Annotated in this window: 11 protein-coding genes; 8 read left to right on the plus strand and 3 right to left on the minus strand. The window is 35.7% G+C overall.

Translation table 11 applies throughout. The features are described 5' to 3' along the window. Nucleotides 1-31: 31 nt before the first annotated feature. Nucleotides 32-490 carry a COG2426 family protein gene (locus tag P178_RS0104400; protein ID WP_027065078.1) on the minus strand — a complete coding sequence of 153 codons (459 nt, stop codon included), beginning with the start codon at nucleotides 488-490 and terminating at the stop codon, nucleotides 32-34. A gap of 230 nt (nucleotides 491-720) precedes the next feature. Here P178_RS0104400 and P178_RS0104405 point away from each other — a divergent pair, with 230 nt between their 5' ends. After that, a complete protein-coding gene (locus P178_RS0104405) occupies nucleotides 721-2112 on the plus strand; it encodes a Gfo/Idh/MocA family protein (RefSeq protein ID WP_027065079.1) in 1392 nt (463 codons plus the stop codon). Between the two features lies 1 nt (nucleotide 2113). Here P178_RS0104405 and P178_RS0104410 read toward each other — a convergent pair whose 3' ends face one another. Further along, nucleotides 2114-2587, minus strand: a complete 474-nt coding sequence (locus P178_RS0104410; RefSeq protein WP_027065080.1) for an Lrp/AsnC family transcriptional regulator — start codon at nucleotides 2585-2587, stop codon at nucleotides 2114-2116. A 535-nt stretch (nucleotides 2588-3122) separates the two neighbouring features. Here P178_RS0104410 and P178_RS0104415 point away from each other — a divergent pair. The 4 genes from P178_RS0104415 (at nucleotide 3123) to P178_RS21435 (ending at nucleotide 9121) form a co-directional block, all read left to right on the plus strand. Then, the gene (locus P178_RS0104415; protein ID WP_197026778.1) at nucleotides 3123-6065 is read left to right on the plus strand and encodes a TonB-dependent receptor; all 2943 of its coding nucleotides are present in this window, start codon (nucleotides 3123-3125) and stop codon (nucleotides 6063-6065) included. A gap of 30 nt (nucleotides 6066-6095) precedes the next feature. Beyond that, nucleotides 6096-6596, plus strand: coding sequence for a hypothetical protein (locus P178_RS0104420; RefSeq protein ID WP_155941576.1), 501 nt, complete (start codon nucleotides 6096-6098; stop codon nucleotides 6594-6596). 28 nt (nucleotides 6597-6624) lie between these two features. Continuing rightward, nucleotides 6625-7815: a pyridoxal phosphate-dependent aminotransferase gene (locus tag P178_RS0104425; protein WP_027065083.1), complete on the plus strand. Its 1191-nt coding sequence runs from the start codon at nucleotides 6625-6627 to the stop codon at nucleotides 7813-7815. Between the two features lie 118 nt (nucleotides 7816-7933). Beyond that, nucleotides 7934-9121, plus strand: a complete 1188-nt coding sequence (locus tag P178_RS21435) for an AEC family transporter (protein WP_197026779.1) — start codon at nucleotides 7934-7936, stop codon at nucleotides 9119-9121. Between the two features lie 3 nt (nucleotides 9122-9124). On the opposite strand, the gene P178_RS0104435 is transcribed toward P178_RS21435, so the two are convergent. Next, nucleotides 9125-10477, minus strand: coding sequence for a Gfo/Idh/MocA family protein (locus tag P178_RS0104435; RefSeq protein WP_027065084.1), 1353 nt, complete (start codon nucleotides 10475-10477; stop codon nucleotides 9125-9127). Between the two features lie 92 nt (nucleotides 10478-10569). On the opposite strand from P178_RS0104435, the gene P178_RS0104440 reads away from it, so the two are divergent. The 3 genes from P178_RS0104440 (at nucleotide 10570) to P178_RS0104450 (ending at nucleotide 14510) form a co-directional block, all read left to right on the plus strand. Next, nucleotides 10570-11499: an NDP-sugar synthase gene (locus tag P178_RS0104440; protein ID WP_231500500.1), complete on the plus strand. Its 930-nt coding sequence runs from the start codon at nucleotides 10570-10572 to the stop codon at nucleotides 11497-11499. A 266-nt stretch (nucleotides 11500-11765) separates the two neighbouring features. Continuing rightward, nucleotides 11766-12131 (plus strand): DUF7009 family protein, encoded by a 366-nt coding sequence (locus tag P178_RS0104445; RefSeq protein WP_027065086.1) that lies wholly within the window; start codon nucleotides 11766-11768, stop codon nucleotides 12129-12131. 81 nt (nucleotides 12132-12212) lie between these two features. Beyond that, nucleotides 12213-14510: an FdhF/YdeP family oxidoreductase gene (locus tag P178_RS0104450; RefSeq protein ID WP_027065087.1), complete on the plus strand. Its 2298-nt coding sequence runs from the start codon at nucleotides 12213-12215 to the stop codon at nucleotides 14508-14510. Nucleotides 14511-14530: the final 20 nt, after the last annotated feature.

A 14530-nucleotide genomic window follows, 5' to 3' on the forward strand; every position in this document is an offset into this window, starting at 1 on the left:
TGTAAAGATAAAATCAAAAGACCTTATTGGTTTAAGCCATACCCTTCATGGTCAATAAAGTAGTGGCCCAAACAATTAAAGATGATAAAAATATACCTATAGTATTAGCCAAGAATGCTTTTTTTCTATCAAACTTAAAAAGATAACTAGCAATACTACCCGCGTATACACCAGTACCAGGTACAGGCAGCATTACAAAAAATATGAGTCCATAAAAACCATATTTTTTTATCTTATCGCCAGAGCCTGTTTTTGCTCTTCTTGCTACAAAAAGTGCATTCTTTTTATAAAAATGCCACTTAAGCAACGATCTATTAACGGTGTTCAAAAAAAACATCATGATAGGAAAAACCATAACGTTAGCTAAAAAACATACTACGAAGACCATATAAATATTTGCCCCGTGAAGAAGACCATAAGGTATACCCACCTTAGCCTCTCCTAATGGGGAGATGCTCCAAAGTGCTGCTATAAGTAAATCTTTCAACAAATCTCTTTTTTAAGCGAATGCAAAATTACGTTGATCTAAAAAAAAATATGCCATTTAAATCATAAATATTGCTCATTGGTCAATAATAAAGACCAACGACTTCATTTTAATATATATGTTATCTAGAAATTGTGACATTACCCGATAATCACGTTTAGGCTACCTTATGCACCATAATAATTTGGTATTTTTAGTAGCTAACAACAACTAATTTCAACTCAAACCAAAACATGAATAAAAAAAATACGAGAAGATCGTTTATAAAACGCGCTTCGCTTACCTCAGCTGCAATAAGTACATCACCATTTTTACTGGCTGCCGCTACAAATAAAATTCAAATATTAAATAGAAATTATTCTTTTGAGCACTATTCAAATAATGCCCAAATCAACATTGCCTTAATAGGTACAGGTATTCAAGGCATATACGACACGCAATCTGCATTACAGGTTGATGGCGTTAAAATAGTTGCCGCATGCGATTTATATACAGGAAGACTTGAACGTGCAAAAGAGCTATGGGGACAAAATATTTTCGTGACACGAGATTATCGCGAAATTCTAAATAGAAAAGATATTGATGCTGTTTTAATTGCTACACCAGACCATTGGCACCAAACTATTACCGTTGCCGCTTTAAAAGCGGGTAAGCATGTATATTGTGAGAAACCAATGGTACAAAATTTTAATGAAGGACAAGAAATTATAAAAGCACAAAAAAGTTCTGGCAAAATTTGTCAAATAGGTAGCCAAGGAATGTCTTCTTTAGGTAATGAAAAGGCAAAAGAATTGTATGAAGATGGAGCAATTGGTGATATTGTTATGCTAGATATGTACAATGATAGATACTCATCTGAAGGAGCTTGGCAATATCCAATACCTACAGATGCGGATGCAGAAACAGTAGATTTCGATACATTTTTGGGTAGTGCACCAAAAGTAGCTTATGACAACAATCGTTTTTTTAGATGGAGAAACTATCAAGATTACGGTACCGGTGTTGCGGGTGATTTATTTGTTCATGCATTTTCTACATTAAACTATGTAATAAGTTCTGATGGACCTAATAGAGCTTTGGCGACTGGCGGCCTCCGTTATTGGAAAGATGGTAGAGATGTGCCGGATGTATCTATTACCCTTTATGATTATCCAAAAACAGAAACACATGCGCCTTTTAACGCTGCTTTTCGTATTAACTTCATTGCAGGTAGTGGCGGTGGTGGTGGCTTTAAACTAATTGGCACCGAAGGTGAAATGGAAATAGGTCAAAATTCAGTTACTGTTAAACGCTCAAAGCTGGGTATGGAACCAAGTGGGTATTCTTTAATTTCCTTTACTGAAGACATGCAAGCACAAATAAAAAAAGAATACGCCTCTAAAAAACTAGATACCAGATCAAGCAATTTAGCCACTGGTACAACTACTTGGCAAGCACCAAGAGATTATAAGGGAGCACATTATGATCATTTTTATAATTTCTTTACCAGCATAAGAACAAACGGTAAAGTAATACAAGACCCAAAATTTGGTCTTAGAGCTGCCGGAGCTGCATTATTGGCAAATGAAAGTTACTCTAGAAAACAGCCAGTTGATTGGAACCCAACCGAAATGAAATTGTTATAATTTATTTTTCTTCTACTTCAACGAATTGAATATGTCTTTCTAAATTCTCTTCTATTGAAATAAATGATTCTATACCACGTATACCAGCAATGCCAAGTATATCATCTTGATAAACTTGTTTATAATGGAAACTATCTCTTGCATGCATTTTGATGAAAATGTCGTATTTGCCGGTTACGTGGTGTATTTTCACCACCTCTTCTATATCATTTAATTGCTCCATTACCTTTTTAAACATACTTATTTCACTTAGAAATATACCAAGGAATATGGTCATCTTCCATCCCATTTTAGCATAGTTCAGACTTAGGGTTGCACCAGTTATTAAGCCCATTTCTCTCATCTTACGCATTCGCATATGCACCGTACCTGGAGAAACTATCAATTTTTTGGCAACATCAGTATAAGGTGTCTGTGCATTTTCTGCCAAAATATTTAAAATATTAAAATCAACTTGGTCTAATTTATTCCTCATCTGTTTTAAAAGTTTAAAATCATTAACTGCATAAAAATTCAACTATCATTGAACTATTATAAGGTTTTAGCCTGTTTTAACAAATTTAATTTATAGTTATAGTTTTTTTAGCAAAAATATGACAATAAAAAGACCAAAAAATGAGGTATTACTTATTATTCCCTAATCAAATTGACAAAAGAATAAAAAGCACTTTTTTAGGCAATAATATAAATTTGACACTTTATGAACCCTGTATATACAAAAAGCTGCATTATCAATAGATTTTTTAAAAAAACCTAACTATTTTTTAAAATAAGACTTCACAACATACTTTATTACAGACACTTAGCCAAGTATGAAGTTTTTATATTTCTTTAACATTTTATAATATTGTCTAAGTCATATAATCACTTAATAACCTGATTTATTGACCTGTAAAGTGTCCGGAACTTTTCTTTTACGCATAATGTATTCCCCCATTAGTATTTCTGCTAACCACAGAAACGCTTTTTAGGTAGGCATACTATTGAGCAACAACTAAACTCACATGATTATGAAGAAAATTCTAACATTAACCTTCTTGTTACTATGTACACTATTCGTAGCACAAGCACAGGAAATTACAATTAACGGTAAAGTATCAGATGCTCAAGGCCCATTACCCGGTGTTAACGTTTTGGTCAAAGGAACCACAAAAGGTGTCATTACAGATTTTGACGGTCTTTATTCCATTACTGCAGATAGTGACGCCATTTTAGTGTACTCCTTTATAGGGTATGCCAAATTAGAAATTCCAGTTAATAGTAAAACAACAATAAACGCTACACTGGTAGAATCTGCTCAACAATTGACAGAGACAGTGGTAGTGGGGTCAAGAAGACAAGGACGCACAAAACTTGACACTCCTGTACCTGTAGACGTTATTAATATAGCACAAGATGCTATCAACATGCCACAGCAAGACATTTCACAAATGTTAGCTGCAGCAGCACCATCATTTACCGCATTTACCAGTGGTGGTGGTGATTTATCCTCCTTTGTAAGCCAACCAAGTTTAAGAGGTTTGGCAGCAAGTCAAATGCTTGTACTTGTTAATGGAAAAAGAAGACATGCTTCGGCAATACTCGCAGGTAATCAAACAGGAACACCTGGTCCTGGTGTAGATATGCGTTTTATTCCATCTGTTGGAGTAGAACGTGTTGAAATATTACGAGATGGCGCTTCTGCACAATATGGTTCAGATGCCATTGCAGGGGTAATAAATATGGTAATGAAAAAAGGTACTGGTGAGTTTACTGGTAGTTTAACCGCTGGTGCTTACACGAACAAACCCAATTATGACGAATCTGACCTAACAGATGGTGAGCGCGAACTAACACGTTCTTTAGATGGTTGGGATGGTGAGAATTTTCAATTTGATGGTAATTACGGTATCGGTTTTGAGAACGGAGGCTATTTCAATGCTTCAATAATGGTAGCACAATCTGAACGTACTGTTAGACCAACAGTATTAGGTATCGACAGAGCACCACTTTATGATGACCTGTACCTATCTAATGGCAGAACAACAACACAAGGTTTGCCAATAATTACAAACCCAGAACTAATTGCCGCACAAGCTGCGGGCGATGCTGCATCTATAGCTTCTTTACAAACCGTTAGAGGTTTAATGGACGCTAGAGATATTGAACAAATAGATGTAGCTACGTATTCTGGCCTACCGGCAAAAACAAATATGAGTTTCGCATTTAACTTAGAAACTCCGTTTTCAGATACCGCAAGCTTTTATGCTTTTGGCGATGTAGGTTATCAATATTCAGATGCTTATAGCTGTTTTTACAGGAGAGCGGCACAATCTGATAGAGCAAGTTTTGATTTATACCCTAACGGATTTAGACCACAAATATATAATGACCAATACAATATTTCTCTTGCAACCGGTATAACAGGTATATTAGGAGATTACGAATTTGACCTAAGTAACACCTTCGGTAATAATTCCGCAAAATTTGGTATGTTCAATACGTGGAACGCTAGTATCGGTCCAAGTTCACCTACAGACATGAACTTGGGTACGCATAGCTTTTTACAAAATACGATCAACTTAGATGCATCGCATTTCTATGAGGATATCTTATCTGGATTAAATGTTGCATTTGGTGGAGAACTTAGATTTGAAAACTATGCTATTGAAGCAGGACAAGAAGAAAGCTGGACATCTGGCACTTACGGTGTAGTAACCGCTACAGAAGACAATCAAGCCTTGGTTGGTCCTGACGGATTTCCTTTAGAAGACCTTGGCGGAAACCCATATGCAGATGATAGTGGTGCCCCACAAATTTTAGAATATGCAGGTGTAAGCCAGTTATTGGTTAAAAATTATGCATTGAACTGTCAGTGTTTTAGAGGTTTTGCACCTGAAAACGAGAGTGATAGTTGGAGATCTGTAATGGCTGCATATTTGGATATGGAATTAGATGTTAATGAGAATCTATTATTATCTGGAGCTGTACGTGTAGAAAACTATTCAGATTTTGGTAATGTAATGACAGGTAAAATATCGGGTCGTTATAAAATTGGAGAAAATTTTGCTATTAGAGGTTCATACAGTAGTGGTTTTAGAGCTCCTTCTTTACAAGAATTAAATTACTCTCATAGCTACACGTTCTTCTTAGGTCTAACTCCTTTTGACGGTACCCTTTATCCTAATAGTAGTTCTGCAGCAAAAGCATTAGGAATAGGTCAATTAACAGAAGAAAGATCAAGAAACGTAAGTCTTGGATTTACTACGAAAATTGGAAAATTTGATATTACATTAGATGCCTATAAAATTGACATTTTAGACAGAATTTTTGAAACCGGTGAATTTGATTCTGCTAGTGCACCTGTGCTAGAACCTATTATTGGTAGTGGTTTAGCTAGTTTTAGAATTAACGGTGGCGATGTTAGTACCCAGGGTATTGAGGCAGTAGTTAACTATAACACTATTCTTGGTGCTGGTAAACTAGGTTTAGTACTTGCAGGTACTTTTAGAGAAAATAAATTTGAAGGTGCTAATGTGCCAGATTTGAACACCACACTTACAGATGATGAATTGGTAGACCTTTATGTTAGCCGTTCTCTTATTGGACAATTTGAAACAGGTACACCAAGTTCAAAAGTTATCGGTACGTTGAACTACTCTGTAGGTAAGTTCTCTGCAATGTTAAGAGGTACACGTTACGGATCTGTACAAACAAGAGATAGCAGAACCAGAACTCTTTTAGACGGCACAACAGATTACGCCGATCAATATTTTACACCAGAATTTACAACGGATATAGGACTTACTTATAAATTTTCTGATGCGATTAGTTTAACTGTAGGTGGTAACAACATCTTCAATGAGTATCCAGAAATTATAAGATATGAGCTACGCACCTTTAACCTTTACTCTCAGTATCAGCAAGGTTCAGCAGGTTCATATTATTTTGGCAGACTAACATTTAGCCTATAATCAACTAGTTAAACCGTTAAAAATAAAATTATGAGACAATATATAAATAACATACTATTATTAACAATGATTTTTGGCTTGTTGATCTCTTGTGAGCAAGAGCGTTTAGATCCAGTACTTACAACTGCCGAAGGTGGAGGAACTTTAGATAACTACATAGCGTATAGCGTTATGTCAACAGACCCCATGGGTTCTAATGTGTATGGAAGAATTGTTTTTTACGAAACAACCTTAGATCAAACCTTGGTCCAGTTATCATTATACAATACAATTGATGGTGAAATGCACCCTGCATTAATAGTAGATGGCGCAGCCGATATGGGTAGCACTACTATTATAGCATTAGACGATGTAAGTGGAAGTACGGGTGAGTTTATGACCAATAAATTTTTTGTCATAACAGATACCGATTTCTATGATTCTATTATGACGCTAGATGCCCATGTAAGCATTAGCCTTAGCCCTAGTGATGATACAATAGTTGCTACTGGAGATTTAGGAATCAATGCAGATCCTGTTGAAACGAATTAGAGATTTTTTAACTTAAACATAGCACAATATGAAAACAAATGTAAACAGAAGAGATTGGCTTAAAAGAGGCGTTCTCACAGCAGCAGGTGTAATGGCAGCACCTTATTTGACCTACGGGGCTTTCCCCTCGCAACCTATTGCTTTAGATGCAAAAGGAAACATACCGTACACTCCGTTTTTCAAAGAGTATTTACCATATGCACCAACGCAACCTCTAGAACTTGCAGCAAAATTAAATGCAAACGAGAATCCGTACGGTCCTTCACCTATGGCTGTTTCTGCCATGCAAGAATATGCACCAAAAGGAAACCGATATGCTTGGAAAGAGTTGTATCAATTAATGGATAAGATTGCTGTAGAAGAAGGTGTTAAACAAGAGAATATTATGATGGGTCCTGGGTCATCTGATCTATTGGAAAAAACAGCCATGGTTTTCTTTCAAAATGGAGGGAATATAGTTTCTGCAGATCCAGCGTATATGTCATTAATCAAAGTTGCAGAAGCTACTGGCGCAACATGGAAACCTATTCCGCTGAAAAAAGACTGGTCTCATGATTTAGCAGCAATGGAAGCTGCTGTAGATGATGATACAAAATTGGTTTATATCTGTAACCCTAATAACCCAACAGGTAGCATGACCGACCACGCAGAACTGGTAGATTTTTGTTCTCGTGTATCAGAAAAGACTCCAATTTTTGTTGATGAGGCATACTTAGGTTTTTTAGATGATGCTGCTAAAAAAAGTATGGTTTCACTTATCAATGAGGGTAAAAATGTAATCATTGCACGTACTTTTTCTAAAATTCAGGGAATGGCAGGTTTACGAGTTGGTTATGTAGTTGCACAACCTGAAACATTAGATATTATTCAAAAAATTACGCGTGGCGGTATGGGTATTTCATTACCATCTGTTTATGCTGCAATGGCCAGTATGGAAGATGTAGCCTTTAAAGATAAATCGAGAAAACTGAATAAGGAATGTAGAGAATATGTATATGAAAACCTTAATAGATTAGGTTTTGAATATGTGCCTTCATCTACAAGCTTTATAATATTCCCAATAGAAATGGACGGTAAACCTTTCTTAGAAAAAATGACCGCCGAAGGTGTTGGTGTAAGAGCTTTTGAAATCTACGGTAAAAACTGGTGCCGTGTGAGCATGGGTACTATGGATGAAATGAAGTTGTTTACAGCTGCCCTTGAAAAAGTGCTAGTTTAAGTTTGAATTAGTCCAGGAGTTGGAAGAAAGGATAATTGCCTTGACACAAAAAACCTGAATTCAACTCCTTCGGACTATTCATAATTCATCTATCTACTCAAACCAAAACACTCGAAAAATGAATTTTGCACTACAAAAAACCCTCGAATTAATATTGATCATTGGTCTTGGCGTGCTTTTACAAAAGAAGGTAGCAAAACAAGATTTAAAAGGAGTAAAAGTTCTTATTTTAAGTGTGGCTTTACCAGCGACTATTTTCGTAGCCCTCTTAAAAATAGAGCTGAATGGCACCCTATTAGTTTTTCCATTAGCAGCTTTAACTTTTAACCTTCTCATGTTATTGGCTACTAAATATTTTTTGGCGGCATCATTACATAAAGAAGAGAAAAGTAAAAAACGGACCTTGATGATGCTTTTACCATCTACTGCACCTGGTCTTTCATGCTTTCCATTTATTGTAGCATACTTAGGTGACGATACCTTAGCATTGGCTGCACTTGCAGATATTGGAAATAAAATTTTTGTTCTGATACTTCTTTACATGCTAGCCATGCACTGGTATCGAAAAAACGCAGTTGTGGAGAAACAAGAATCATCTTCTGCCAAATTAAAAGGGCTGTTTATTTCTCTCATCAATGAACCTATAAACATCGTCATAGTAGTAGGTTTAGTTATGTTGGGCTTTGGATTGAATCTTTCATCTCTACCTACATTCTTTCAAAATACAGCTTTGAGCATTAAAGATTTAATGACTCCGTTAGTACTGCTATTTATTGGTATGGCGGTTAGAATCAATAAAGGAGAGTTTAAATTGATAATTTCTATGTTGTTTCGAAGAATGGGACTTGCATTTTTACTTAGTGGACTTTTTGCATATGCCATACCCGCTTTAACTCCGGCTATGATTTTATTATTGGTTGTATTTCCTCAAAGCGCATGTAGTTTCTGGCCATTTGCCCATATGAGCGCTATACAGTCAATGGAAGACAATGACGAACAACCGAATCCTACTTTTGATGTTAACTTCGGTTTAAACATCTTAGCATGTTCTCTACCATTTTCAACACTACTAATTATAGGTATATTCTCTTTTAGCGATTACTTTATAAATCCGATTACGTTACTTGCTTTAGGCTTAATTATTTTAGCGATTTCCTTTGCCCCAGATATTTTCAAAACCACCAGTTTTAGAGCAGACAGAGAACGTAAAATTACTAGCAAACTATTGAAAAGAAAATCTAAAATGACCATTGCTAAAGGCAACTATGAAGATGAGAAAACTTTGAACGAAGCCAAAGCAAGCTAAATTCTAATACATTTCTTTCATCCATTGATAAGGTGTTCTTTTCATCCAAAGACCGCGAGTGAAATCGGGAAAGTCTTGGGGCTCACCGTTATTGGCAATAGAAAGCTCTGAAAGTGGTGTGACCGCACTCCATGCCGCAGCATCATAAGCATCCAATGGTGGTGCGATATTTTGCTTTGCAGATTCTACAAAAGAGTTCAGTACAAAAAAGTCCATTCCCCCATGACCGGCATTTAAGGCATACTCACCATATTTTTTCCATAATGGGTGATCATAGGTATCTAACCAAGATTGTGCTTCGTCCCATTTATGTGGCTCGGATTTTCCTTCCACATAAATTCGACTACCGTCTACCTCCCAGAGTCCATTTGCACCTTGCGCACGAAATCCTAAGGAATAAGGTCTTGGTAAATTGCAATCATGAGTAATAATTATAGTTTCTCCGTTGGCGGTATCAATAGTAGAGGTAATTACATCGCCCTGCTTAAACTTCACTTTTGCATTAGGGTGCTGTTCCCCGCCTTCCTTTACAATATAATTATGTAAGCCAATACCTTTAGATGCATGAGATGTCATTGACACAAAACGATTACCGCGATTTACATCTGCCATCACGGCAATAGGTCCCAAACCATGCGTTGGGTATACATCTGCATTACGTTTTACCGAATGCTCGGTACGCCATTTAGATTCCGAAATTCCTTTTTCACCAAATTCTACGCCCTTACCATAAGCCGTTTTACCATCATTAAATTTTACATGTCTTAGATCATGCTGATACCCACATCTATAATGTACCATTTCACCAAAAACATTTTGCTTTATCATATTAAGTACAGCAAGTACATCTCTACGGTAATTTACGTTCTCCAATATCATCATATGCGTACCGGTACGCTCATGGGTATTCACTAAATCCCAACATTCTTCTAAAGTATTAGATGCAGAAACCTCTACTCCTGCATATTTACCAGCTTCCATAGCATCAACTGCCATACGTGTATGCCATAACCAAGGAGTGGCAATAATAACTGCATCTACGTCTTGTAGTGCCAGTAGATTCTTATAATCTAAATCATTGGTCCCAAATACCTTAGGCGCTTTACCTTTAGCGTCGGCAATATGTTTTTTCGCCATGGCAATTCTATTATCGTCCACATCGCAAATAGCAGTCACATTCACATCTTTTCGCAACAGTAAGTTCTGTAAATGATTAGTTCCTCTTAAGCCTACACCGATTAAACCTACATTTAGTTTATCTACAGCACTAAAACTGTTATTGGCAAAACCAGGTACTGCAACTAAACCTAAACCTGCTATAGATGTATTTCTGATAAAATTTCTTCTTGTTGTCATTATGTGCGATGATTATGAACTTTGAATTTATAAAAAGTTCTTGACCCACATTAACTTATCATCAACTTTAATGAGGATACATCTAATATTTGATGGAATTTTTAATAGCATTCGCTATTTTTGATCCTGTAAATACAGAAATCATGACATTACTTTTAATGGCTGCCGGTAGCGGTAGTAGATATGGGAAACTTAAACAATTTGATGATTTAGGTCCTAACGGTGAGTTTTTAATGGAATTTGCCATTTATGACGCCATCCAAAATAACTTTGAACAAATTGTGGTTATCACAAAAAAAGAAAACGTTGCTTTTTTAGAGGAACATCTTTCTAAAAGAATACCTAGTACTATAAAATTAAATGTTCTTGCCCAAGAACTTACAGATTTACCTGATGGAGTAACTTTTACAGGTGAGCGTAAAAAACCATGGGGTACGGCACATGCTGTTTGGACTGCAAGAAAAGTTATCGACGGACCTTTTGTTGTTATTAATGCCGATGATTTTTACGGACAATCTGCCTACAAAAAAGCAGCCGACTTCATAAAATCGGATAATGATGCCTATGCATTATTAGGATATACATTGAAAGATACCTTATCTGAACATGGCTCTGTATCTAGAGGTGTTTGTGAAGTTAAAGGTGATAATCTTATAGCTGTACAAGAACGATTAAAACTAGTACAGAAAGAAAATAATATCGTTGACGAGGATACTAACTTAGAATTTACCGGTGACGAACAAGCTAGTATGAATTTCTGGGTTTGTAGACCATCTATTTTTGATAAGATAGAATCTGAATTTAGAATATTCTTAAAAGATGAAGATCGTATTGCAAATAGCGAGCTTTACATTCCTTTTATGATACAAGAAATGTTACAAGCTAAAGAAATTGAAGTGAAGTGTATTCCTTCTGGTGGAGATTGGTTTGGCGTTACTTACGCTAGTGATAAAGAAAAAGCAATGAACAGTTTAAAAGAAAAATCTGATTCAGGTAAATACCCTGCTCCTATTTGGAAATAAGCGTATTCACTTAAATATATTAAGACCCATTAAATTTTATTTAACGGGTTTTTTTATACCCAAAATTGACCTAAACTAAAAAGAGTCCAATCTTTTGAGATTGGACTCTTTTACGAGAACACTATATGAAAATGAAAAAATTTTAATTCGTTTTTTATTACATTGTAAATATAGTAGTAAGGTTAAATACTAAAAACAAATTGATGTCAACAACTTAAATAATGTGGTGAGATGGTCTATTTTTGTTGTGAACTCAATTTATAGCTATGAAAATTAGAATAAAAGGTGATTCCATACGGTTTCGACTGACACAAACTGAAGTGCAAGCACTTTCAAATAATGGAAAGATTTATGACTCCACGAACTTTGGGACTACAAAATTTAGCTACGGTGTAGTTCTTACGAGTGAAGCAGAAAATTTAAGCATCAAGTTTGAAAATGATAGTATAGTTTTAGAAATGCCGGAAGTCAATGGTAAGTCTTGGTTTTCAAATGACATAATAACATTTGACCATACTATAAAAACAACTTCAGGAAACGATTTATACTTGCTATTAGAGAAAGATTTTACGTGTTTAGATAATACTATTGAAGATCAATCTGACAACTACCCAAACCCTAAATTAAGCTAAAGCGTAATTTTATAACTGTATAAAGTACATTTTAATAGAAATGTGCACTGCCATTACTCTAACATTTATTAAGTTTAAAGTATGGACAACAAAACCGAACGCAACGTATCGTTTAGAGGATCAGAGGAATTTCTAGATATTGAAATTAAAGAACCTGTAACACATGCTGCAGGTTACTTAGGCGTACGTGAGGCACTAAAGCATACTTTTAAGGAAATGGGCGTACTTAGATCCATGCGTACATTACTTAGCATGAATCAAAAAGACGGTTTTGATTGCCCTAGTTGTGCTTGGCCTGATCCAGAACATCCATCTCCCGTAGCTGAATATTGTGAAAATGGTGCTAAAGCTTTAGGAGATGAAGCAACTAGAGAACAAATAGGCGCCGGTTTTTTTCAAAAAAATTCAGTTGAAGATCTTTCTCGGTTAACTGATTATGAACTTAATAAATTTGGACGTTTAATAGAACCAATGGTTTTAAAACCTGGTAGTGTTCATTACGAACCTATTTCATGGCAAGCTGCTTTTGATTTAATCGCATCTGAATTAAAAAAACTTGATAACCCAGATGAAGCTATTTTCTACACCTCTGGTAGATCCAGCAATGAAGCTGCTTTTTTATATGGCATGTTTGCCCGTGCATTAGGCACCAACAATTTACCAGATTGCTCTAACATGTGCCATGAAAGTAGCGGTGTTGCATTAGGGGAAACTTTAGGCATTGGTAAAGGTTCAACTACTTTAGAAGATCTTTACGAGGCAGAAGTAATTTTAATTGCTGGTCAAAATCCGGGTACGAATCATCCAAGAATGCTATCTGCGTTAGAGAAATGTAAGCAAAATGGCGGTAAGGTTGTTAGTATAAATCCGCTTGAGGAATCAGGTTTGGTACATTTTAAAAATCCGCAACACCTTAACGGTTGGATTGGTGGTGGTGAAGATATGGCAGACATCCATTTGCCGGTAAATATCAACCAAGATATACCATTAGTAAAATTGATATTGAAAAAACTAGTTGCGCTAGACCAACAATCTAAAGATGTATTTGATCATGCTTTCATAGAAAAATATACAGACGGTTACAATGCTTTAATCAATGATTTAAGAAATTACGATTCAGAAGAGCTCTTAAAACAAACAGGAGTATCTGAAGAAAGAATCAATGAAACAGTAGCGCTATTAGCAAATAAATCTAAAATTATAGTATGTTGGGCAATGGGACTCACCCAACATAAAAATGGAGTAGAAAACATCAGAGAATACATAAATCTTCTATTATTAAAAGGAGCGATAGGAAAACCAAATGCAGGTACTTGCCCTGTTCGCGGCCATAGTAACGTACAAGGAGACCGAAGCGTAGGTATACAACATTTCATTGATAAAGAAATGAATGAACGTATAAAACAACACTTAGGATTTACACCTCCAGATCAAGAGGGTGTAGATGTTGTGGGTTCTATGAAAGCAATGTATGAAGGCAATGCAAAAATATTTATGTGCCTTGGCGGTAATTTTTTAATGGCGGCATCTGATACGGAGTACACTGCAAAGGGAATTCAAAATTGTGATCTTACCGTACAGATTAGCACCAAATTAAACCGAACACATTTAATTACCGGAAAGACAGCATTAATTTTACCTACTATTGGCAGATCTGAAAAAGACATAAAAGATGGTAAGGCAAGACACTTTACAGTAGAAAATAGTATGGGCAGGGTTAAAAGATCTAAAGGGATTCTTAAACCTGCCGCAGATACAATTATGAGCGAGCCAGAAATAATAGCAAATATTGGGCATACTTATTTTGGTGACGACCACCCCATGAAATGGAAAACTTTAGGTGAAGATTATGATTTGATCAGAACACAAATTGATCAAGTAGCCAAAGGGTTTAACAAAACGAAAGAACGCTCTAAAGGAGCGGGATATTATTTGCCAAACAATGTAAGAGAACTAGATTTTAGTATGTTACCAAATGGCAAAGCGCAGTTTTCTATCAATAGATTACCTCATCACGACCTTGAAAAAGATGAGTATATGATGATGACCATTCGTTCTCATGATCAGTTCAACACTACTATTTACGGTTTAGATGATAGGTACAGAGGCGTGTATAATGCAAGACGAGTAATTTTCATGAATATAAATGACATGAAAGCGATTGGACTTAACAAATTAGATGTAGTGGATATTACCAGTACGTATGATGATAAGGTTAGAACAGCACATAATTTTAAGGTTGTACCTTATAACATTCCATCTGGTAATTTAGCTTCATATTTTCCAGAGACGAACGTGCTAGTACCTTACAATCATTTTGCGGAAAGAAGTAAGACACCAATTAGCAAGTCTATAAAAGTAAGACTGGTAAAGAAATAGTTAACAAAAACACATTCATA

It is taken from the genome of Maribacter sp. Hel_I_7 (assembly GCF_000688315.1).
In the GTDB taxonomy this organism is placed as follows: Bacteria; Bacteroidota; Bacteroidia; order Flavobacteriales; family Flavobacteriaceae; genus Maribacter; species Maribacter stanieri.

What these genes read in the sequence shown, in the direction of transcription:
- P178_RS0104410 (WP_027065080.1), bottom strand. Translation starts at nt 2,587, where the DNA reads ATGAGGAATAAATTAGACCAAGTTGATTTTAATATTTTAAATATTTTG.
- P178_RS21435 (WP_197026779.1), top strand. Translation starts at nt 7,934, where the DNA reads ATGAATTTTGCACTACAAAAAACCCTCGAATTAATATTGATCATTGGT.
- P178_RS0104445 (WP_027065086.1), top strand. Translation starts at nt 11,766, where the DNA reads ATGAAAATTAGAATAAAAGGTGATTCCATACGGTTTCGACTGACACAA.
- P178_RS0104405 (WP_027065079.1), top strand. Translation starts at nt 721, where the DNA reads ATGAATAAAAAAAATACGAGAAGATCGTTTATAAAACGCGCTTCGCTT.
- P178_RS0104420 (WP_155941576.1), top strand. Translation starts at nt 6,096, where the DNA reads ATGAGACAATATATAAATAACATACTATTATTAACAATGATTTTTGGC.
- P178_RS0104435 (WP_027065084.1), bottom strand. Translation starts at nt 10,477, where the DNA reads ATGACAACAAGAAGAAATTTTATCAGAAATACATCTATAGCAGGTTTA.
- P178_RS0104450 (WP_027065087.1), top strand. Translation starts at nt 12,213, where the DNA reads ATGGACAACAAAACCGAACGCAACGTATCGTTTAGAGGATCAGAGGAA.
- P178_RS0104440 (WP_231500500.1), top strand. Translation starts at nt 10,570, where the DNA reads ATGGAATTTTTAATAGCATTCGCTATTTTTGATCCTGTAAATACAGAA.
- P178_RS0104425 (WP_027065083.1), top strand. Translation starts at nt 6,625, where the DNA reads ATGAAAACAAATGTAAACAGAAGAGATTGGCTTAAAAGAGGCGTTCTC.
- P178_RS0104415 (WP_197026778.1), top strand. Translation starts at nt 3,123, where the DNA reads ATGAAGAAAATTCTAACATTAACCTTCTTGTTACTATGTACACTATTC.